Source organism: Actinoplanes philippinensis (assembly GCF_900113015.1).
Classification (GTDB): Bacteria; Actinomycetota; Actinomycetes; order Mycobacteriales; family Micromonosporaceae; genus Actinoplanes; species Actinoplanes philippinensis.
Genome location: NZ_FONV01000010.1, coordinates 36,096 through 57,496 on the forward strand (window position 1 = coordinate 36,096; position 21,401 = coordinate 57,496).

The 21,401-nt window shown below is 69.4% G+C and carries 20 protein-coding genes; 4 read left to right on the forward strand and 16 right to left on the reverse strand.

The window, feature by feature from the left end:
* Positions 1 to 18: 18 nt before the first annotated feature.
* From BM290_RS26060 to BM290_RS26090, 7 genes are all read right to left on the reverse strand, one after another.
* Positions 19 to 714 (reverse strand): cellulose binding domain-containing protein, encoded by a 696-nt coding sequence (locus tag BM290_RS26060; RefSeq protein WP_093618544.1) that lies wholly within the window; start codon positions 712 to 714, stop codon positions 19 to 21.
* Positions 715 to 860: 146 nt separating this feature from the next.
* Positions 861 to 1,337 (reverse strand): SsrA-binding protein SmpB, encoded by a 477-nt coding sequence (gene smpB, locus BM290_RS26065; RefSeq protein ID WP_093618545.1) that lies wholly within the window; start codon positions 1,335 to 1,337, stop codon positions 861 to 863.
* A gap of 22 nt (positions 1,338 to 1,359) precedes the next feature.
* Entirely contained in the window at positions 1,360 to 2,601 is a 1,242-nt protein-coding gene (locus BM290_RS26070; RefSeq protein ID WP_093618546.1) for a M23 family metallopeptidase, read from the reverse strand.
* A 101-nt stretch (positions 2,602 to 2,702) separates the two neighbouring features.
* Entirely contained in the window at positions 2,703 to 3,578 is an 876-nt protein-coding gene (gene ftsX / locus BM290_RS26075) for a permease-like cell division protein FtsX (RefSeq protein WP_093618547.1), read from the reverse strand.
* Between the two features lie 66 nt (positions 3,579 to 3,644).
* Positions 3,645 to 4,325, reverse strand: a complete 681-nt coding sequence (gene ftsE / locus BM290_RS26080) for a cell division ATP-binding protein FtsE (RefSeq protein ID WP_093618548.1) — start codon at positions 4,323 to 4,325, stop codon at positions 3,645 to 3,647.
* Between the two features lie 141 nt (positions 4,326 to 4,466).
* The gene (gene prfB, locus BM290_RS26085) at positions 4,467 to 5,579 is read right to left on the reverse strand and encodes a peptide chain release factor 2 (RefSeq protein ID WP_093618549.1); all 1,113 of its coding nucleotides are present in this window, start codon (positions 5,577 to 5,579) and stop codon (positions 4,467 to 4,469) included.
* A 50-nt stretch (positions 5,580 to 5,629) separates the two neighbouring features.
* Positions 5,630 to 6,145: a PadR family transcriptional regulator gene (locus BM290_RS26090; protein ID WP_093618550.1), complete on the reverse strand. Its 516-nt coding sequence runs from the start codon at positions 6,143 to 6,145 to the stop codon at positions 5,630 to 5,632.
* 368 nt (positions 6,146 to 6,513) lie between these two features.
* Between BM290_RS26090 and BM290_RS26095 the strand changes: the two genes are divergently transcribed.
* Positions 6,514 to 7,704, forward strand: a complete 1,191-nt coding sequence (locus BM290_RS26095; protein ID WP_177319914.1) for a hypothetical protein — start codon at positions 6,514 to 6,516, stop codon at positions 7,702 to 7,704.
* A 42-nt stretch (positions 7,705 to 7,746) separates the two neighbouring features.
* On the opposite strand, the gene BM290_RS26100 is transcribed toward BM290_RS26095, so the two are convergent.
* Positions 7,747 to 8,250, reverse strand: coding sequence for a DUF6912 family protein (locus tag BM290_RS26100; RefSeq protein WP_093618893.1), 504 nt, complete (start codon positions 8,248 to 8,250; stop codon positions 7,747 to 7,749).
* 671 nt (positions 8,251 to 8,921) lie between these two features.
* On the opposite strand from BM290_RS26100, the gene BM290_RS26105 reads away from it, so the two are divergent.
* Positions 8,922 to 9,152 carry a helix-turn-helix transcriptional regulator gene (locus BM290_RS26105; protein ID WP_093618551.1) on the forward strand — a complete coding sequence of 77 codons (231 nt, stop codon included), beginning with the start codon at positions 8,922 to 8,924 and terminating at the stop codon, positions 9,150 to 9,152.
* A gap of 124 nt (positions 9,153 to 9,276) precedes the next feature.
* On the forward strand, positions 9,277 to 9,825 hold the full coding sequence (locus tag BM290_RS26110) for an Rv3235 family protein (protein WP_093618894.1): 549 nt from the start codon (positions 9,277 to 9,279) through the stop codon (positions 9,823 to 9,825).
* A 482-nt stretch (positions 9,826 to 10,307) separates the two neighbouring features.
* On the opposite strand, the gene secA is transcribed toward BM290_RS26110, so the two are convergent.
* Positions 10,308 to 13,208, reverse strand: a complete 2,901-nt coding sequence (secA, locus tag BM290_RS26115) for a preprotein translocase subunit SecA (RefSeq protein WP_093618552.1) — start codon at positions 13,206 to 13,208, stop codon at positions 10,308 to 10,310.
* 185 nt (positions 13,209 to 13,393) lie between these two features.
* On the opposite strand from secA, the gene BM290_RS26120 reads away from it, so the two are divergent.
* Entirely contained in the window at positions 13,394 to 14,353 is a 960-nt protein-coding gene (locus BM290_RS26120) for a GNAT family N-acetyltransferase (RefSeq protein ID WP_239143729.1), read from the forward strand.
* On the opposite strand, the gene hpf is transcribed toward BM290_RS26120, so the two are convergent.
* The 7 genes from hpf to BM290_RS26155 form a co-directional block, all read right to left on the reverse strand.
* The gene (gene hpf, locus BM290_RS26125) at positions 14,342 to 14,959 is read right to left on the reverse strand and encodes a ribosome hibernation-promoting factor, HPF/YfiA family (RefSeq protein ID WP_093618553.1); all 618 of its coding nucleotides are present in this window, start codon (positions 14,957 to 14,959) and stop codon (positions 14,342 to 14,344) included. The two genes, BM290_RS26120 and hpf, sit on opposite strands and share 12 nt — an antisense overlap.
* A gap of 271 nt (positions 14,960 to 15,230) precedes the next feature.
* Complete coding sequence (locus BM290_RS26130; RefSeq protein ID WP_093618554.1) at positions 15,231 to 15,947, reverse strand: ComF family protein; 717 nt, start codon at positions 15,945 to 15,947, stop codon at positions 15,231 to 15,233.
* Between the two features lie 9 nt (positions 15,948 to 15,956).
* A complete protein-coding gene (locus BM290_RS26135; RefSeq protein WP_093618555.1) occupies positions 15,957 to 17,771 on the reverse strand; it encodes an LpqB family beta-propeller domain-containing protein in 1,815 nt (604 codons plus the stop codon).
* Positions 17,771 to 19,399 carry an MtrAB system histidine kinase MtrB gene (gene mtrB, locus BM290_RS26140; RefSeq protein WP_093618556.1) on the reverse strand — a complete coding sequence of 543 codons (1,629 nt, stop codon included), beginning with the start codon at positions 19,397 to 19,399 and terminating at the stop codon, positions 17,771 to 17,773. Before mtrB ends, BM290_RS26135 begins: the two co-directional genes overlap by 1 nt.
* A 53-nt stretch (positions 19,400 to 19,452) precedes the next feature.
* The gene (gene mtrA / locus BM290_RS26145) at positions 19,453 to 20,142 is read right to left on the reverse strand and encodes an MtrAB system response regulator MtrA (protein ID WP_089293161.1); all 690 of its coding nucleotides are present in this window, start codon (positions 20,140 to 20,142) and stop codon (positions 19,453 to 19,455) included.
* A gap of 130 nt (positions 20,143 to 20,272) precedes the next feature.
* Entirely contained in the window at positions 20,273 to 20,476 is a 204-nt protein-coding gene (locus BM290_RS26150) for a DUF397 domain-containing protein (protein WP_093618557.1), read from the reverse strand.
* A 53-nt stretch (positions 20,477 to 20,529) separates the two neighbouring features.
* Complete coding sequence (locus BM290_RS26155) at positions 20,530 to 21,378, reverse strand: helix-turn-helix domain-containing protein (RefSeq protein WP_093618896.1); 849 nt, start codon at positions 21,376 to 21,378, stop codon at positions 20,530 to 20,532.
* Between the last annotated feature and the right edge of the window lie 23 nt (positions 21,379 to 21,401).

A 21,401-nucleotide genomic window follows, 5' to 3' on the forward strand; every position in this document is an offset into this window, starting at 1 on the left:
TGTCACAGCGTGGCAATCTTAGCTCATCCGGCAGGAGCCGCCACCGACGGAGCAACTGGACGGCTTGCCCGTGGCGGAGCCGGACTTCGCGCCCTGGAAGCCGGCCGTGATCGAGGCGCCGGCCGGCAGGGAGCGGCCGCGCAGGGTGATGGTGTCGCCGCTGGAGCTGACCGTCGCGTTCCAGGCGCCTCGCGCCACGACGCCGGCGCCGGACGGGTAGGTCAGGGTCACCGACCAGTCCGCGGCGGCGCCGCTCTTGTTGACCACGGTGACCGCGGCGATGAAACCGTCGCGCCAGGTCGCGCTGGTGGCATAGCTGGCGCTGAAGACGTCCGGCGGGGGCGGGGCGGTGGAGCGGGAGGGTGAGGCGCTCGGCGTACGGCTGACGCTCTTGGAGGGTTTGGGTTTGCCCGACGCGGACGGCGAGGCGGACGGCGACCTGGACGCCGACGCGGAGGCCGATGGCGAAGCCGAGCCGGAGCCCGAGGGAGTGACCGACGGCCCGGCCGGGACGGACTCGGTCGACGGTGTGGCGGGCAGTGATCCACCGGCGGCCTGGAGGGCGGCGGACGGCTGGACCATCAGCGGTTCGCCCTTGCCGCCCGATCCGCCGGCGACGACGGCGACCCACACGACAAGGGCGAGCAGGACCGCGGCGGCGGAGCCGAGCACGAGACGGGCCAGGATGAACTGACGGGTGGCATGCTTCGCCAACGGGTGGTTCTCCCTCACGGCAACGGAAGATCGAACAGAAGCGGGAACAACGACGGACCGGACGACAGCGAAAGATCGCACGACGACGGGAGGCGGGGCAACATCGGATCAGACGAAGATCAACGCCTGGCGGGCGAGAATACCCGTCAGTCCATCCCCTTCGCGCGGCGGCCCATCGCCCGGTTGATCTCCCGCTGCGCGTCCCGGCTGGCCATGTCCTGGCGCTTGTCGTAGCTCTTCTTGCCCTTCGCGACGCCGATCTCGACCTTCGCGTACCCGTTGTGGAAATACACCGAGAGCGGCACCAGGGTGACGCCGTCGTCGCGCAGCTTGCCCAGCATCTTGTGGATCTCTTCGCGATGCAGCAGCAGCTTGCGGGGGCGGCGTGGCTCGTGGTTGGTCCAGGTGCCCTGCGTGTACTCCGGGATGTGCATCCCGTGCAGGTAGATCTCGCCGTCCTTCTCGTGGCCGAACGCGTCGACGAGCGAGGAGCGCCCGGCTCGCAGCGACTTGACCTCGGTGCCGGTGAGGACCATGCCGGCCTCATAGGTGTCCAGGATGGTGTAGTCGTGGTACGCCTTGCGGTTGGAGGCGACCAGCTTGCGACCCTGTTCACGTGGCATGAGGAAGAAGACTACCCGCGGTTCAGCAGAGGCAGCCGGGCAGGTAATTCAGCGGGTTGCGGGGCGCGCCGCCGAGACGGGTCTCGAAGTGCAGGTGTGCTCCGGTGGAGGCGCCGGTGCTGCCGACCCGGCCGATCAGCTCACCCCGCCGGACGTACTCCCCGACGCTGACGTAGATCCGTGACTGGTGGCCGTAGCAGGTCGTGAAGCCGTACCCGCTCAACCGTCCGTGATTGATGCACGTGTACCGGCCGTAACCGCCGCTCCAGCCGGCCTGGATTACCCGGCCGGAGGCGGCGGCCCGGATCGGGCTGCCCGACCCGGCCGCGAAGTCGGTGCCGGCGTGCAGTTGCCAGACCCGGTAGTAGGGGTCGTACCGGTTGCCGTAGTCGCTGCTCTTCCACCCGCGGACGGGCATCAGGAGCGATCCGCCCGGATAGCGGCTGCCGACGCCGCCCCGGTTCTCCCAGCCGCGGACCGCCGACCGGACCCGCTGTTCGGCCCGGACCGCGGCCCGGTACTGGGCGAGCACCGTGGCGCGCTGGGCCTGAGCGGCCCGCAGCGCGGTCTGCCGGGCGAGCACCAGGTGGTAGAGCGCCTGCCGGGCGCGGAGGGCGGCGGCCTGGGCGTTCTGCGCGGCGCGGAGCTTGTCGACGGCGGCCCGCTCGGCGGCTTCGGCGGCACGTTTGGCGGCGCCGGCCCGGTCCTGCGCGGCACGGGCCTCGCGCCGGGTGTCGAAGAGGGTACGGACCTCATCCTGCTCCCGGGTCTGCAGGTGTTCGATCAGCCCGAGCCGGTCGATCAGATCCTGCGGCCCGGTCGATCGCGCGAGCATGTTGAACCGGGTGAGCCGGCTGCCCATGTAGCTGACCGCCGCGATCTCGTCGACCCGGGCCCGGGCCTCGTCGAGCCGCCCGGCCGCCACCTCGTAGTTGTCGGCGACCTTCTGATAGTCACCGCGGGCGGCGTCGGCGTTGCGGCGGGCCAGATCCGCTTGGACGCGGGTGGCCACGACCACGCCGCGGGTGCTGGCGACCCGGTTCTGGGCCGCCGGCAGAGCGGCGGTGGCTCGGGCCAGATTCGTCGCGGCGGTACGGGCGGCCGCGCTCGCGCTCTCCAGAAGGGCTTCGGCGCGCCGGACGGCCCGGGCGGCGTCACCGTTGCGGTCCGCGGCGGCGGGCCGGGGTCCGGTCAGGACGATTCCCGCGACGCCGATGAGGCAGAGGCAGGCGGCGATCAGACGATCCAGCTGGCGATACCCCACCGGGCCACGCTACCGCGACCAATCACCCCCAAAGCCCCAAATCGCCCGATGGCCGCACCCCGGACAGGGGTGCGGCCATCGGCACTATCACGAACGGGTGGTCAGACCTTCAGATAGAAGCGCAGGGTGATCCAGGCGGTGACCGCGCTGACCAGAGCGCCCACACCGGCCAGAAGCGGCAGCATGAGCACCACGTTGCCGGTCGGGATCGGGGTGAGGATCGTGGTGAGCGCCTGGAGCTTGTTGTCCAGCAGCACCACCTTGGCGATGAAGAGCGCCGCGAAGCCCAGGATCGCGCCGATCAGGCCGGCGACCACCGCCTCGAGCACGAACGGCGCCTGGATGAACCAGTTCGAGGCTCCTACGAGCTTCATCACCGCCACTTCACGGCGCTTGCTGTATGCCGCGACCTGGATGGTGTTACCCACGAGGAGCAAGGCGGCCACCGCCATGAAGCCCGCGACGATCAAGGACGCCAGCTGGATCGAGTTGAAGATGTCGAAGACCTCTTCGAGGATGTCGCTCTGGTCGATGATCTGCCGGATCCCGGCCAGTCCTTGAAGCCCGTCGGCGAAGGCCTTGTACTGCTCGGGATTCTTGAGCGTCACCCGGTACGACTCCGGCAGGCTGTCCGCGTTGATCGCGTTCACGAAGTCCGGGGTGTCGGCCCACAGCTGCTGGAAGCGCTTGAGCGCGTCCTCCTTGGTCTCGTACTTCTTGTCCTTGACCAGGTCGCTGCTGGTGATCGCCTGATCGATGGCTTCCTTCTGACCGTCGGTGATGTCCTCGGTCAGGAAGATGGAGACCTGGATGTTCCCGTAGTAGTAGTCCTTCATCTGGTCGACCTGCATGTACAGAAGCACGCTGGCGCCCAGCATGCTCAACGAGACCGACATGGTGATGATCATGGCGATCGTCATCGTGACGTTTCGCCACAGGCCCACCAGGACCTCGTTGAGTACGTACTTCACGCGCATCGGGGGGATCCTTCCAGGACTCCGCGTGTCACAGCTTCAGCTTTCGTTACGAGGGCGGAGCCGGGCCTACCCGTAGACACCGCGCGCCTGGTCACGGACGATCCGTCCGCTCTCGATCTCGATGACCCGGCGGCGCATCTGGTTGACGATGTTGGAGTCGTGCGTGACCATCACGACGGTCGTGCCGGTCCGGTTGATCCGGTCCAGCAGGCGCATGATCTCGATGGACGTGTCCGGGTCGAGGTTACCCGTCGGCTCGTCGGCCAGCAGGATCAGCGGGCGGTTCACGAAGGCCCGGGCCACCGCGACACGCTGCTGCTCACCACCGGAGAGCTCGTGCGGGTAGCGGTGCTCCTTGCCACCCAGGCCGACCAGCTCCAGCACCTCGGGCACGACGCGCCGGGCGACGGCCTTGGTCTTGCCGATCACCTCGAGGGCGAAGGCGACATTCTCGTACGCCGTACGGTTCGGCAGGAGCCGGAAGTCCTGGAACACGCAGCCGATCGAGCGCCGGAAGTGGGGAACCTTCCAGGACCGGAGCGTGGTCACGTCCTTCTGATTCACCACCACCTTGCCACGGGTCGGGGCGACCTCGTGCAGCAGCAGCTTGATGATCGTCGACTTGCCGGAACCGGAGGGGCCGATGAAGAAGACGAACTCACCCTTCTCGATCCCGACGCTGACATTGTCCAACGACGGCCGAGACGCCTTCGGATACGTCTTCGTCACGTTCTCGAGCTGAATCACGGGACTGGAGTCTACGCGGTGTAACGAAAACGCCAAGCCCGCCGGGGCCGGGAATATTCACGAGCTGCGGTAACACCATATTCGAGCGCGTCCCGGCCTGACTCACCGTTCAGGACGGGTCGCGCTCCGTCACCGGCTCGATCAGCCGGCGATCTCGTTCTGCTTGCGCCAGCGGATGCCTGCCTCGATGAAGCCGTCCACATCGCCGTCGAAGACCGACGAAGGGTTACCGGTCTCGAACTCGGTGCGCAAATCCTTCACCATTTGGTACGGGTGGAGGACGTACGAACGCATCTGGTCCCCCCACGAGCCGGTGGTGTCCTGCCGGAGATCCGCCATCTTGGCCGCCTCCTCCTGCCGCTTGCGCTCCAGCAGCCGGGCCTGGAGCACGCGCATCGCGGCCGCCTTGTTCTGCAGCTGCGACTTCTCGTTCTGACAGGAGGCCACCACACCCGTCGGGATGTGGGTCAGCCGGACCGCCGAGTCGGTGGTGTTGACGCTCTGCCCGCCCGGACCGGACGAGCGGTAGACGTCGACCCGGATCTCGTTCTCCGGAATGTCGATGTGATCGGTCTGCTCCACCACCGGCATCACCTCGACGCTGGCGAAGCTGGTCTGGCGGCGGCCCTGGTTGTCGAACGGGCTGATCCGGACCAGCCGGTGGGTGCCCGACTCGACGCCGAGGGTGCCGTAGGCATACGGCACCTTGACCGTGAACGTCGCCGACTTGAGGCCGGCCTCCTCCGCATACGAGGTGTCGTAGACCTCGGTCGGGTAACCGTGCCGCTCGGCCCAGCGCAGGTACATCCGCATCAGCATCTCGGCGAAGTCGGCGGCGTCCACGCCACCGGCGCCCGCCCGGATCGCCACGAGCGCCTCACGAGAGTCGTACTCCCCGGAGAGAAGGGTGCGGACCTCCATCTCCTCGACCGACTTGCTCAGGGCGGCGAGCTCGTCGCCGACCTCGGCGATCGAGCCGGCGTCACCCTCGGCCTCGGCCAGCTCGAGAAGCACCCCGGCGTCGTCGAGGCGGGAGCGCAGGCGCTCCAGCTTGGAGATCTCACCGGAGATGTACGCCAGACGACTGTTGACCTCCTGTGCGCGGGCCTGGTCGTCCCAGAGGTCCGGGGCGGAGGCCTGCTCCTCGAGGTCCGCCTTGTCCCGCCGCAGCTTGTCGACGTCCAGGACGTTCTCGATGTTGCGCAGGGTCGCGTCGAGGGCCTTCAGTTGCTCGGGAAAGTCGGCAGCGGTCACGACACTCAAGACTACGCCGCCCGGCCAGATTGCTGGCCGGGGCGGTCCGTTCAACTCGTCGGAGCGGCTTTGAGCCAGGTGAGAGCGGCCTTGTGATAGGCGACCGCGAACTCCAGCGCCGCCGCGCCGAACGGGTCGCCGTTCTTCTTGGCCTCCTTGGCCTGCTCCTTCGCCATCGCCATGGCTTCCGAGTGGTACTGGTTGGCATGGGTGTAGAGGGTCTGCAACTGGTCGCCGGTGTGCTGCTGGCCGAAGGCGACCCGGAGAGCGACCGGGTTGCGCAGCGCGTCCCGGCCCGGCGACTCGGCGAGCCATCGGGTGAAGGCGCGTTTTCCGGACGCGGTGATCGCGTAGGGCTGACTGGATCGAGGGCCCGGCTTACCGAGGCGGACGTACCCCATTTCGGCCAGTACGGGCAGTTCGCGGTAGACCTGGCTCCGCGTCATCGACCAGTAGGGCCCGAGGCGGCGTTCGGCAGCCGCCATCAGCTGACCGCCGGTCATCGCCCCCTCATGGAGGAGGCCGAGAAGGGCAGCCGCCGTCGGATTGATTTGGAAGTCGGGCATGCCTAATAAGCTGCCACTTTGTCGCGCCGCCGTCCAGGATTTAGCCCGATCCGTCCAGTTTGCGCCTCCACAAACGACTGTCCCGCACAGACAGTCCGACAACGAGCGTGCGGATCGGGCGTTTCGGCCTTGTAAAGCGCGTTGACCAGGTAATATGGCGCAGACAAACGGTCAGACGTCCCGTTGCGGGCAGGAACTTCGCGAAAACCCGCGATTCGCCATGCAAAACCAGACAATCAGCACTTAGCGGCCATCGTCTCCCCATGTGCGAATTGCGCCACGCTCCACCGGCGGGGCAACAGTCCATCGTCGCACCTCACCGGACGGCCGGTCGGGGGTACGCGAACGAGCCGGATACCCTGAGCCCCATGACAGACCGCCAGACCGCCCCGGAGCCGACCCTCGAGGAGTCCCCGCTCACCGTGGCGCTGCTCGCGGTCGCCGCCGTGGGGTGGACCACCGCGATGCTCTGGTCGGCCCGGGCCAGCATCACCAGCCGGGCGGATGCCGCGATGGAGGTGACCTCCACGGCGTACGCACTGCCCGGCGCCGTCTCCGCCGACCTGATCGCCGGCGCGGCCGTGGCCCTCCTGGCGCTCAGCCTGGCCGGCCGGCGGTGGACGCTCGGGGCGACCGCCCGGTTCGCCGTCGCCACCGGGACCGGGCTGCTCGTCGGCGTGGTCAGCGCCATCCCGATCATCACGATCAACACGCTCGGCACCATCTACGCCGCGGTCGGCGGCACCGTCGCGGCGGCGGCGACCATCGGCGGCGCACTGGCCGGACTGCGGATCCCCCGGGTGGTCGCGGCGGCCGCGGCGGCGTCGATCGGCGTCTTCCTGATCGGCTTCGTGCTCAACTACTTCCAGGAGCCGGTGCTCAACGCCTTCGGAGCCGGCGACACCGCGTCGTCGGCCAACGCGGCACAGTGGTTCTCGTACAGTCAGGCCGCCCTCAGTGGCCTGGCCGCCGGCCTCATCTCCTACCACCTGCTGCGCCGGGCCGGGCGGCGCGACGCCCCCTCCACCGGGCTTCGCTGGCCCATGTATGCGCTGGCCGGCGCCGGACCCGGCCTGCTCCTCGTGATCGGCGAGCTGCTGTCCCGCACCGCCGGCGCAAAGGTGCTGGAGCTGGCCGGGAAGGTCAGCGAGCTGGAACGGACCGTTCAGCAACTGCTCAGCACGGCGCGCCTCAACAACGCGCTGATCGTGCTCTTCGTCGGCGCCCTGACCGCGATCTTCGCGGTCGGCCGGACGCTCGGCTCATCTGACGACGAGGCCGACGACGAGGCCGGCTCTCGGGTCGGCGCCGAAACCGACGCCGGCATCGAGGCGACGGGTGACGCCGGCACCGAGGCACCGGGTAAGGGCGGCATCGAGGCGACGGGTAAAGCCGGCACCAAGGCACCGGGTAAGGGCGGCATCGAGGCGACGGGTAAGGCCGGCACCAAGGCGCCGGGTGAGGGCGGCGGCATCGGGGCGACGGGTGAGGCCGTCGCCTCCCCTGCCAAGTCCGAGACGCACGAGACCAACGGAGCCGCGGCTGAGCCGCGGAGTTAGAGAGCGCGGCCCGATCATGCGGGCCGCCTGCCGATCACACTGTCAGAGCAGCTCGTCGAGCTCGGAAACGGCGTACCACTCCAGCTCGTGATCCTCGGCGCCGTCGACGGTGAACTGGGCGTCCGGGTCGCCCGCGAGCGCCTCCTCGATCACCTCGGCGGCCTCCCCCACCGCCTCCTCGGCGTCCGCGCCGTCGACGTGGATGCTGGCCAGCTCGGACAGCCGCACCGCCTGCGGGAGCCGGACCGTGCTCGACCCCAGCTCGGTGTCCTCCCGGATCAGACTGGCGGCGGGCACATCGGCCGACACCACGACCCGGCGGCGCGGCGCGGCCGGATCGTGCCGGAGCAGTTGCAGGGCACCCTGCGCGGCCCGGGTGAAGGCGACGTACTCCAACTCCTCCTCGTCGCCCTCCGCATACCACTCGCGGAGCGCGGGCGTCACCGCATGCGCGATCGTCGCCTGGTCGCCGAGCCGCCCGTCGGCCCGCAGCGCGGCGAGCATCGGCAGGGTGGCCGGCACATAAACCCGGACCAGATCGGTGATCGGCACGTCTTCCTCCTGCGCAGGCACGTTCAGCGGTCCCGGACAGTACACCGTCCACACGGTCCGCCGAGTGCACCATTCCACCAGGCGTCTCCGAATCGGGGCGGCTCGGGGCCGCACCGATCCCACGCCGACCCGCAGGCCCGCTCACCAACACGGGGCCGGGACCGACCCCGAGCCCACCGAAGCCCGCCCACCCCGGTCGAGGCCGGGACCAACCCCAAGCCCCACCCATCAGCTCGTCACCGGGACCGACCCCGAGCCCACCCGAAGCCCGCCCACCCCGGTCGAGGCCGGGACCAACCCCAAGCCCCACCCATCAGCTCGTCGCCGCGACCGACCCCAAGCCCACCCGAAGCCCACCCACCCCGGTCGAGGCCCGGACCAACCCCAAGCCCCACCCATCCGCTCGGGACAGGGACCGATCCCCGGCCCATCCGAAGCCCCGCCCACCCCGGTTGGGACCGATCCCGAGCCGACGCGAAGCTCCGCCCTCCCGCTCGGGTCTGGGGAAATCCCGGGCTGGCCCGAAGCTCCGCCCTCCAGGTTTGACCGCCCCGGTCCGGCGGCGACACCGCGGATGCCTCCTAGGAGCTGCGGTCCTCCCCGCGGCACGGGATGAGTGGTGACGGCAAACGGTGGCAAACTGAGGCTGTCGATAGGAGATTGCCGTGTCCGAGCCTCGTTTCCTCCTGCTGTCCGACGTGGCGGCCGAGCTCAACGTCTCGGATTCGCAGGTCTACCACATGGTCCGCAGCGGCGAGCTGCCCGCGATCAAGATCGGTGGCCGCGGTCAGTGGCGTGTCGAGCGGGCCAAGCTGGAGGAGTACATCGCGGGCAAGTATGCCGAGACCGCGGCGTGGGTCCGGGAGAACCCGCTGGCCGAGCGCGAGGCGGATTGACCTTTCAGCGGCTTTTGCGCCTCTTCCCGGATCGATGAGTAGCGCTTGTCGGGGCGATCGAGCGTGAGCAAGACTCGAAGCTATCGAAAGCAAACGGAGGCAAACGCAAGAATTGGCGGTGGCGATGCGCTCGGCGGTCGAAACACCCACCGGGTCACGGGCGGCGATCCGCCTGCGCCCGGTTCCCCGGTATGAACCCCCGTTCGACGACGAGGCGACGCCTCAGGTGTGGACGTCGTCGCGGCAGCTGACGCTGGAGTGGCCGGCCGAGAGCCCATCGGCGCCGCCGCCCGTGGTCGAGCCACCGGTCGTGGCCGGGGCGTCCGGCGACGCCAAGCTCGCGGTCCGCCGATTCGTGCGGCTCTGCGTCGAGGTCCTCAACGGATTCCGGCCGGCCGCCCACCTCCGGCGGCTGGCGCTGCCGTCACGGGCGGCCGAAGTGGTCGCCCAGGGCCTCACCGGAGCACGCCGGGCCGCCGACCTACGGCGAGCGCGTCAGCCGACGGCGCGGCGGCCCCCGGTCGGCGTGATCAAGGTGGTGCTGTGCGAGCCCCGCACCGGCGCGGTCGAGGCAGCGGTGACGCTGGTAACCGGCGACCGGACCTGGGCGATGGCGTTCCGCCTGGAGTTGCACCAGCAGAACTGGTCGGCAACCGACCTGGTGATCATCTGACCGGCCCCGTCCTGAAGACACACACGACCCTGCCACCCGCCGTCCGACAAGCCACTCGGCCACCGTCGGACGGCGGCCGGCAGTAGGACGGCGGCCAGCGGTAAGACGGCGGCAATCGGTAGACGGCCGCCGACGGAGAACGGCCGCAGTCGGCAGACGGCGGCCAGCGGAAGACGACCGCCGACGGAGAACGACCGCCGACGGAAGAGGACCGCCGACGGAGAACGGCGGCAATCGGCAGACGGCGGCCGACGGAAGACGGCGACAATCGTCGTGCGGCGGCGCGTGGTGACGACGAACGGCAGGCGGCGGGCGATCGGTGACGGCCCACAGCGGTCAAGGGACGACGGCCGCAAGCGCCGGGTGATGGGCGCTGGAAGCGGCACGCGGCCGGTGACGGCCGTGGGCTCGGGACGGGAAAGCGAACGGCCCGCCCGGCACCGGCCGAAGCCGGGCCGCGCGGGCCGTTTTAGCTGGAGAGGTCAGACCGCCCCGGGCGCTCCGTGGCAGCGCTTGTACTTCTTGCCCGAGCCGCAGTAGCACGGCGCGTTGCGCGACGGCCCGTTCGACTCGGACTGGCCGGAGGACGAGCGGCTCGACGCCGCGCGGGCCGTGGTGTGGGCCGGGCTCGCCGGGACGGGAGAACCACCCGGGCCGATGGCGACCGGCGGCTCCGGCTGGGACTGCGGGCGGCCCGGGCCGGCCTCGCCGTCGATGGTCGGCGCCGTGTACTGCAGGTTCTGCGGGCGGCTCGGCGTGTTGAGGCCCTTGGCGTGCACCTCGACCCGCTCGGGCTCGTCGTCGTCCGGCACCTCGCCGACCTTGGGCAGCTCGAAGGCCTGGCTGGTGTCGAGGGTGACCGGCGGCGCCTCCTCGACCTGGACCTCCAGGTTGAAGACGAGACCGACCGCCTCCTCCTTGATGCCCTCCATCATCTGGTTGAACATGTCGAAGCCCTCGCGCTGGTACTCCACGACCGGGTCGCGCTGCGCGTAGGCCCGCAGGGAGATGCCCTCCTGCAGGTAGTCCATCTCGTAGAGGTGCTCACGCCACTTGCGGTCGATCACTGCGAGCAGCACCTGACGCTCCAGCTCACGGATCGCCTCGGAGCCGAGCTCCTCCTCGCGGGCCTGGTACGCGGCCTGCGCGTCCTGCTTCAGCTGCTCCAGCAGGTACTCCTGGTCGAGCGTGTTCCGCTCGCCGCCGGACTCCTCGACGATGTCCTCGATGGTGAGGGTGATCGGGTAGAGGCGCTTGAGGTTGGTCCACAGGTCGTCGAGGTCCCAGTCCTCGGCGAAGCCGTCGGCGGTCGCGGCGTTCACGTAGTCGGCAACCACGTCGTCGATCATGTGGGTGACCTGGTCGTGCATGTCCTCGCCGTCGAGCACGCGCTTGCGCTCGGCGTAGACGACCTGCCGCTGCTTGTTCATGACCTCGTCGTACTTGAGGACGTTCTTGCGGATCTCCGCGTTCTGCGCCTCGATCTGGGTCTGCGCGTTGCGGATCTGCTTGCTCACCATCTTCGACTCGATGGGAACGTCCTCGGGGATGTTGAAGCGCTCCATGACCGCCTCGACGGCGCCCGCCCGGAACCGCTTCATCAGGTCGTCCTGAAGCGACAGGTAGAACCGGGACTCGCCCGGGTCGCCCTGCCGGCCGGAGCGGCCGCGCAGCTGGTTGTCGATGCGGCGGGAGTCGTGGCGCTCGGTGCCGAGCACGTAGAGACCACCGGCGGCCTGCACCTCGGCGGCCTCGGCCTCGGTGGCCTGCTTGACGATCGGGAGGATCTCCTCGAGCGCCTTCGCATACTCCTCCGGGCTCTCCACCGGGTCGAGGCCACGCTGGCGCAGCTCGGCCGCGGCGGTGAAGTCGGGGTTGCCGCCGAGCAGGATGTCGGTGCCACGACCGGCCATGTTGGTGGCCACGGTGACCGCGCCCTTCCGGCCGGCCTGCGCGATGATCGTGGCCTCCTGCGCGTGGAACTTCGCGTTCAGCACGCTGTGCGGGATGCCGCGGCGGCGCAGCAGCTGGGAGAGGATCTCCGAGTTCTCCACGGAGACGGTGCCGACGAGGACCGGCTGGCCGGTCGCGTGCCGCTCGGCGATGTCCTCGATGACCGCGTTGAACTTGGCCTTCTCGGTCTTGTAGATGACGTCCGGGTGGTCGATCCGGATCATCGGCCGGTGGGTCGGGATGGTCACGACGCCGACCTTGTAGACGCTGTTGAACTCGCCGGCCTCGGTCTGTGCCGTACCGGTCATGCCGCCGAGCTTCTCGTAGAGGCGGAAGTAGTTCTGCAGGGTGACGGTCGCGAGGGTCTGGTTCTCCTGCTTGACCTCCACCCCCTCTTTCGCCTCGATGGCCTGGTGCATGCCCTCGTTGTAGCGGCGGCCGTGCAGGATGCGGCCGGTGAACTCGTCGACGATCAGGACCTCGCCCTCGGGGCTGACGATGTAATCCTTGTCGCGCTTGTAGAGCTCCTTGGCCTTGATCGCGTTGTTCAGGTACCCCACGAGCGGCGTGTTGACCGACTCGTACAGGTTTTCGATGCCGATCCGGTCCTCGACCTTGGCGACGCCGCGCTCGGTGACCGCGATGGTCCGCTTGGCCACGTCGACCTCGTAGTCGCCCTCGCCGTCCTTGCCGGGCTGGAGGCGGGCCACGATCTGGGCGAACTCGCCATACCACCGCTGCGAGTGCTCGGCCGGGCCGGAGATGATCAACGGGGTACGGGCTTCGTCGATCAGGATCGAGTCGACCTCGTCGACGATCGCGAAGTTGTGCCCGCGCTGCACCCGCTCGTCCTTCGACCACGCCATGTTGTCGCGCAGGTAGTCGAAGCCGAACTCGTTGTTCGTCCCGTACGTGATGTCGCACTGGTAGGCGGCGCGGTGCTCGGCGGCCGGCCGGTTCGGCAGGATCACGCCGACGGTGAGGCCGAGGAACACGTGCACCCGGCCGACCCACTCGGCGTCACGCTGGGCCAGGTAGTCGTTGACCGTGATGATGTGCACGCCCTTGCCGCTCAACGCGTTGAGGTAGGCCGGGAACACACCGGTCAGGGTCTTGCCCTCACCGGTCTTCATCTCCGGGATGTTGCCGAAGTGCAGGGCGGCGCCACCCATCAGCTGGACGTCATACGCCCGCTGGCCGAGGACCCGCTTCGCACCCTCGCGGGCCACCGCGAAGGCCTCGGGGAGCAGCGAGTCGAGGGACTCACCCTCCTCGTAGCGCTCCTTGAACTGCTGGGTGCAGTCGCGCAACTCGTCATCGGTGAGATCGACGTAGTCGTCCTCGATCGAGTTGACCGCGTCCGCGATCGCCTTGAGCCGTCGCACCATGCGGCCTTCGCCGGCGCGAAGAATCTTTTCCAAAATCGACACGGGTCAACGCTCCCCTAGACAGTCTGCCGAACCATCGTAGGCACCTTCGCCCGGTACCTGTGACCCTGGCCTCCGGGGAAACTCGCAAACAGGGCGAAAGATTCCATGAAGTTCGCTGACAGCGCAGTCTCCGACGCATCGGAAACGTGTTTGGCGGCCGGGCGCGTCCCGGAGAGGATGGCCACGTGGATCAGAACACCGAAGTACGGCTCGAGGACGCGGGCGCCGGCAGCGGAGTCCGCTTCCGGGGCGACACGATCGTCGACGAGCAGACCGGGGCGGCTCTCGGCCGGATCGGGCTCGAGCACGGGATCCTCACCTTCGAGGTGGCGCCGGAGCACCGGGGCCGGGGTGTGGCGACCACCGCCGTGCGTGAGTTCAGCCGCGCGCTGCTGGCCCGGCGCGCCCGGCTGGAGATGCGGATCGGCTGGGAGAACACGGCGGCCCAGCGGGTCGCCCTGGGCGCCGGTTACACCCGCGAGGCGGTCCGCCGTGGTGATCCCGAGCTGCTGGTCTTCTCCCGGCTGGCGGACGACCCGGAGGGCCCGGCGCCGCGGCTGCTGCCCGACCTGCCCGGCGGCGAGCTGTCCGACGGCGTGATCTCGTTGCGCCCGCTCGACGAGACGGACGTCGACTTCTACACCGAGTTGCACGACCTTCCGGACGTGATCGCCACCAGCGTGCCGCCCGAGCCGAGGCCCGCAGCCGAGATCCGCCGGCGATGCCTGCGCGCCGGGGCGCACTGGCTGGCGGGCAGCCGCGCCGACCTGGTCATCCTCGACTCCGCGACCGGGGCACGGGCCGGCGAGATCGGCCTGTATTACCAGGAGCCGCCCACCGGTCAGGCGATGATCGGGTACAGCGTGCTCCCGGCGTACCGGGGAAGGGGTTTCGCCTCGCGCGCCGCGCAACTGCTCGCTCTCTGGGTCTTCGCCGAGACGGGCATCGCCCGTCTGATCGCCGGGACGTTGCCGACGAACACCGGCTCCCAGCGGGTGCTGGAGAAAGCCGGCTTCACCCGGGAGGCATACCTGCGCTCGCGCCTGCCCGGGCCGGACGGCACGCGCATCGACGATGTCCAGTTCGTGCTCCTCGCCGGAGACCTGCTCGCACAGGCCTCCGGCGGGAACGCCTCACATGCCTAGGCTGAGGATGCCGTAGTCGTAGCCACGGCGGCGGTAGACCACACTGGGCCGGCCGCTGTCCTTGTCATGGAAAAGGTAGAAGTCGTGGCCGACGAGCTCCATCTGAAAGAGAGCGTCGTCGACGGTCATCGGCTCGGCCGAGTGCTCCTTCTCCCGCACGATGCGCCACGGCTGGTCCTCGTCGTGCTCGGTCGGCTCGGTGTCGAGGACCGGCTCGGTCAGCGTCGCGGTCCGACCGTGCGTCAGGTCGGTGGGGAGGTTGGCGGTGGCCGCGGCGACGGAGACCGGCGCGTGCCGTCCGCGATGCACCCGGCGCCGGTCGGCGGAGCGGCGTAGCCGGGCGTCGAGTTTGTTGATGGCGCAGTCCAGGGCTGCGTAGAAATCCTGTGCCTGGGCTTCGGCGCGTACCACCGGCCCCTTGGTCATGACCGTGATCTCGACACGCTGGCAGGTGTCGGACTGTCGCGGGTTGCGTTCGTGGAAGAGCTCCACGTCCGCCCTCATCAGCTTCTGGTCGTAACGCTCGACCTTGCTCAGCTTGTCGGCGACATGCTCTCGATAGTGGTCGGGAACCTCTACGTTGCGGCCCTTGACGACAATGTCCACTCGTGACCTCCCCCAACGTTGTGCTTGCGGGCGCCGATTCGCGGCTCAGCCCGGCTACTGGGTGAAAACACCGCGTCATGATCAACTACTGGACGCGGCTCATGAGAGTGAGACGACTCCTTTCCGGTGCGGCTGCGGCGCTCCCGGTGGCGGGTAAGTCTGCGCGCTTACCCTCGTCACCTAGACGCTAACCCGCCTATGCCCGCCAGTCACCCCTCGTTTGGGATACCTGAAGACTGACATTGGCCTCTATCGGCCGGTCCGGACACGATCACAGACAAATGCCGGGGCGGATCTTGCGCAACTCGGTCGCTGCTAGCACCGCGGCACCTGTGACCTGCATGTCCGCCTCCTCGAGCCGGCGTGTCACCGCCGCCAAGGTGGCGCCGGTGGTGACGATGTCATCCGCCACCACAAGCGTGCCTCGGGATCTTCCGTCGCGTAGGGGATTGCTCATTCGAGGCATCATTCGCAGCGAATTGACAGCTACAGTCGCCCGTTCGGATGCTTCCAGTGACGTTGAGTCAGGGCGGGGCAGTGCACGCAGTGGCTGCACGACGTTCACCCGGTATCCGGCGGCTCGCAACCGCCGCGCCGCGTGATCGGCGAGACGCGCCATGTGGTCGCCGTAGCGCTCGCGCCGCGCCGCCGCCGTCGACGGGACCGGCACCAGCGTCACCTGCCGATCCCGCGGCGCCAGCGCCGACACCGCGCCGGCGAGCAGCATCCCGAGCGGCCGGGCGAGGCGATGACGACCCTTCTCCTTGTACGCCAGGAGCGCGCCCCGCAACGGCCCGGAGTACGCCCCGACCGCCACACAGTCCGGAAACCCGGCCGGTGGCGGGCTCGGCACGGCAGCCCGCGGCCGCAGCGACTCCAGCGCCGTCACACAGTCCGCACAGGCCCCGTAGCTGAGGCGCACCCGTTCCGCCCCGCACCCCGCGCACGCGGCGGGCAGCACGAGGTCGGCGAGTTCGGCGAGCACCATGTCAGAGTCTCAGTCGAGGAAGAACGGCGCCTCGGGCACCACGTCCGGCCGGGGCTCGCCGCTCGGGCCGGCCAGGTCCTTCGCGGTGATCTGCACGGCCGACGACAGCGCCTCGAAGGCGTTCTTGCCGTTGGAGGTGGAGTAGAGGACCGAGCCGACGCTGTTTCTCTGCTTCAGCGGGTTCGCCGGGTACGAGGTGAGGTAGGTGACCACCTGGTTGCCCATGTCGGGCAGCACCGGCGACTGCAGGACCCCGTCGATCGACGTGTAGATCATCGACGTCCGGCCGTCGTCGCGACTCGCACCGGCCACGGCGAGCCAGCCCTCGCCGCTGAAGTCCACCGCGGTGACCGAGGTGAGCGGCGAGAAGACCTGCTGCAGCCCGGTGAGTGCCTGGCCGTCGGCGCTGAGATTGAGCACCGCCCGGTAGAGACGCCCGCCGACCACCAGCGCCACCCGGTGACCGTCGGGGGCCACCGTGATCGCGGTGATCTGCCCGGCCGTACCGGGTGAGGAGACCTCCTGCGCCGGGCCGCCCTGCGCCCGGAACCGCCAGAGCCGCCCACCCGCGATGATCAGACCGACCGCGCCGGCCGCGTCGTTGTCCGGGGTGACGGCCCAGGTCGGATGGCCCATGCCGGTGGGGATACCGGAGATCTCCTTGAGGGCGATCTGGTTGCTGTCGGCCGCGCTGCCCACCCGCAGCCGCTCGTTCTTGCCGGAGCCGGTCACCAGGGCGGCGAAGACGGCCGTGCTGGAGGTGGTCAGGGCCGCCCGCGAGACGTCCTTGTTGTCGTCCGGTGCGATGCCCGGCACGAAGTCGGAGGTGGGCCGGGACGCCTCGGACAGGCGCCGGACGGTGTGGTCGTAGATCACGAACCGCTCCGGGTCGGGCAGCAACTGGGACGCCGGGTTGCTGCCGTAGAAGTCCTCACCGGAGTAGCTGCGCGGCTGCTCGTGACCGACGGTGAGATCCAGATACTCCGGCAGCAGGCTCCGCAGGGACCACTGCAGTTGCATCCGCAGGCGTTCCATCTCCTCGACCGAGTTCTCGGTCGGCACCGCCTGCGCGCTCAGCCGGATCTGCAGGCGGTCCTTGTCGATCGCCGGCACCTTGTTCTCCAGCTTGGTGCCGTCCGGCAGCGGCTCCACGGCGTCCTGCAGCCACGGGGCGGGGCCGCCGATCAACCAGTTCACGATGATCGTCGGCTGCTGCTCCTTCGGCACCTCGCGCAGCAGGTAGCGGACGTCCGGGACCAGGCCGGTCTGGTCGGTGTTCCAGAAATAGATCGTGCGCTCTTCGTAGTACTCGGTTACCGCGGTGTCGCTGAGCAGCAGGAACGGCGGCGCCTGAACCACGTAGAGGCCGTCGCCGGCGACCTCGTCGAGGACCAGCTCGTACTTGTCCTCGACCTGCTCGGTGGACGGCTCCAACAGCCCGTTCTTCCCGAGGGTGCCGAGCAGCTGATACGAGATCACCACCCGGTCCTCGGTCGAGTTGATCAGCGGCTTCTCGGTCAGGCGGATCACCCGGGGCGCGGCCGGCGGGTTGAAGCTCTCCCGCGTGCCCGCCGCCATGAACTGCTTGACCCGGTCGAGGGCGCCGTCATACTCCCCCGCGGCGGCCCGCAGGTAGTTGGCGACGAACTGGATGCGGTCGCTGGTCGAGTTGCGGGCGATCGGTGTACGCCTGCCGTTGTCGCCGGAGGATGTGCCGGTGGAGGGCCCGGGGCCGACCACCGTGACATCCGACTCGTCGGGGATGCCGCACCCGGCCAGCAGCAGCGCGGCGGCGGCCGTGCAGGCCAGCACACGTCGGATCATCAGCTCACCTCCGCTGTCCGGTCCCGGGGGATCAGCGGCAGCGGCGCGGCCACCAGCCGGTCGCCGGCCCGCGTCGGCAGGGTCAGCCGGAACTGGGCGCCCTCGCCGGGCGAGCCCCACGCCTCCAGCCAGCCGCCGTGCAGCCGGGCGTCCTCGACGCTGATGGACAGCCCGAGGCCGGTGCCGCCGGTCTGCCGGGCCCGGGACGGGTCGGCCCGCCAGAACCGGTTGAAGACCAGGCGCTCCTCGCCCGGTTTCAGCCCGATCCCGTGGTCGCGAACGGTGATCGCCACCGCCGCGTCGTCGGTCGCCATGGTGATCTGCACCGGTTTCGCCTCGGCGTGCTCGACGGCGTTGCCGACGAGATTGCGCAGCACCCGCTCCACCCGGCGCGGGTCGACCTCGGCGATCACCGGGGTGTCCGGCAGGCGCAGCTCCAGCTCCACACCGACCCGCTCGGCCAGTCCGGTGAGCCGCTCGCACACCCGCTCGACGATCGGGACCAGGTCGGTGTGCTCGGCGTCCAGCGCGGCGAAACCGGCGTCGAACCGGCTGATCTCCAGCAGGTCCGTGAGCAGTTCCTCGAAGCGGTCCAGCTCGGCCTGCAACAGCTCGGCGCTGCGGGCCACGGCCGGGTCGAACTCGTCACGCTCGGAGAAGATCAGGTCGGCGGCCATCCGCACGGTGGTCAGCGGCGTCCGCAACTCGTGCGACACGTCGGAGGTGAACCGGCGCTGCAGCCGCGACATCTCCTCCAGCCGGACGATCTGGCGTTGCAGGTTCGCCGCCATCTGGTTGAACGCGGCCGCCAGCAGGGCCAGGTCGTCCTCGCCGTCGACCTTCATCCGCTGGTCGAGCAGGCCGGCCGAGAGGCGCTGGGCGGTCCGCGCGGCCACCCGGACCGGGGTGACGACCAGCCGGGTGACCAGGGCCGCCACCACGCCGAGCAGGATGACCAGGGCCAGGCCGGTGGCGAGCACCGTGGTGCCCATCAGATTGGCATCCTGGTCCTCGCTGGTGAGCGGGACCATGTAGTAGAGCTCGACCTGGCCGAAGCGGGTGGTGACGGGCGACCCGTACACCAGATATTTGATCGTCTCGCCCTGGATCTCGGTCGTCCGGATCTGTCTGCTGACGCCGCCGTCCGGGCCGGTGACCGCCTTGACCATCTCCGGGGTGATCAGGTCGCTGGTGTCGACCGACGGCGGGACGACGACGGCCTTGAGGTCCGGCGAACCCTCCGCACGGATCGAGATCACCGTGTTGCCGCGAGCCGAGGACTCGCCGGCGAAGAGATCGTCGACCAGCTCGGTGAGCGCCCTCGGCAGCTGCGGGTCACGCGGCTGCGGATAGAGGGTGAGCTGGTCGTACGCGAATTTCACCTTCGTGTTCAGCGCCGACCGCGCCTCGTCGTCGGCCCGGCTCAGCAGGATCTCGGCGCTGCGGTCGGCGATGAACGCGCCGAACGTGCCGACCAGGAGGCTGGAGGCGAGCAGGGTGATCGTGACCACCCGCAACTGCAGCGATCGGCGCCAGGCCCGGCGGGCCGGCGCCGTGTACCGCATCGAATATCGCACCAGCACGCGCCAGTAGCGCCGCACCACTCGGAGGGCACGGCGCACGGGCATGGGGAGCCAGGCAGGAGCACGCATCTCGCGGCAAGATTAGCCGCTCCGGCCGATCAGCCGGTGCCCGCCTTGTAGCCGACACCACGGACCGTCAGGATGATCTCCGGCCGCTCCGGATCCGGCTCGATCTTGGCGCGGAGCCGCTGGACGTGCACGTTGACCAGGCGGGTGTCGGCGGCGTGCCGGTAACCCCAGACCTGCTCCAGCAGCACCTCGCGGGTGAACACCTGACGCGGCTTGCGGGCCAGGGCGACCAGCAGGTCGAACTCCAGCGGCGTCAGCTTCACCTCCTCGCCGTCCCGCGACACGGTGTGCGCCGGCACGTCGATGGTGATCTGGTTGCCCGGAGGCCCTATGGTCAGCATCTCCGGCGCGGCGTCCTCACCCCGGCGCAACCGGGCCCGCATCCGGGCGACCAGTTCCTTGGGCTTGAACGGCTTAACCACGTAGTCGTCGGCCCCGGACTCCAGGCCGAGCACCACGTCGACGGTGTCGCTCTTGGCGGTCAGCATCACGATCGGGATGCCCGACTCGGCGCGGATCGCGCGGGCCACGTCTATCCCGCTCATCCCCGGCAGCATCAGGTCGAGCAGGACGATGTCGGGACGGCTCTCCCGGAAGGCGGCCAGGGCCCGCTCACCGTCGGCGACGAAAGACGGAAGGAAGCCTTCGCTGCGCAGAACGATGCCGAGCATCTCGGCCAACGCTGGGTCGTCATCGACGACCAGTACCCGGGCTCTCATGCGGTCCAATATTGCACTGTCCTCCCGGTCTTTGCGTTACCTGGGGGCCGATCTTGCCCGGGAGCCTACCCCCAGAGATAGAAAAACGGGCGGCCCCGGTCCGGGACCGCCCGTGGCACGCGATCGACGATCACATGCCGGGCCGGTCGAACTCCCCTGCGCGGATGCCGGCGAGGAAGCCGGTCCAGTCCCGGGCGCCGAAGCTGAGCACCGGGCCGGTGACGTCCTTGGAGTCGCGGACCAGCACCGTGGCCGGCGCCTCCGCGACTTCGACACAGTGCCCGGCAGCGCCACTGCGGCTGCTCTTGCGCCAGGTCAGTGTGGTGTCCTGCATTTTCGTCTCCCTTTACCGTGGAATGCCTCTCCATTGGACCCCACGTCGAGGAGTCAACGACCGATCCGATCCCTCGTCTCAGCGATGGCCGTTCGGCTCTCTTCTGGCGACAATGCGCGTTCCTGCAGGTCATCGAAGGCGTCGCGGTACACGTCGATCTCCTCGGGCTTCACCCGGAAGAGGCCGCCGGTCAGCCCTTCGATGTGCACCACCGGTGACCTGGTGCCGGGCGCGAACTCCAGGACCATGAACGACTCGATCAGGCCGGCGTGCGCGCCGGCCTCAAAAGGGAGGATCAGCAGCTCGATCCCCGGGCGGCTGCTCGCCTCGTAGAGCCGGGTCAGCTGACGCCGCTGCACGGCCGGCCCGCCGATCTGGCGCAGCAGCACGCCCTCGTCGATCACCATCCGCAGCGTGGGCGGCGGGACCCGGCTCATCGTGGTCTGCCGGCCCATCCGCAGCGCGAGACGACGCTCGATGATCGTCTCGTCGTCGATGTCCGCCCCGGTCTCGATCACCGCCTGGGCGTACTCGTCGGTCTGCAGCAGGCCCGGCACCACCTGGGCCTCCCACTCGAAGATCTGGAACGCCTCGGACTCCAGCGCCAGATACTCGTCGTACGGATCCGGCACCGACGACCGGTACGGCGTCCACCAGGCCCGGGCACGCCCACGCCGGGCCAGGTCGCGCAGCCGCCCCCGGTCCTCCATCGCGACCCCGTAGACGGTGAGCAGACGATCCAGATCGTCCTCGCTGATCCCGGTGTGCGCGGTCTCGATCCGGCTCAGTTTCGACTCGGACCAACCCAGGGCGGTCGCCACGTCGACAGCACGGCGCTCACCGCGGAGCCGGCGCAGTTCACCGCCCAGCTCCCGGCGTGCTGTCGAAGTCGGCCTCGCCACGACGCCCACCATATCGACGCGGT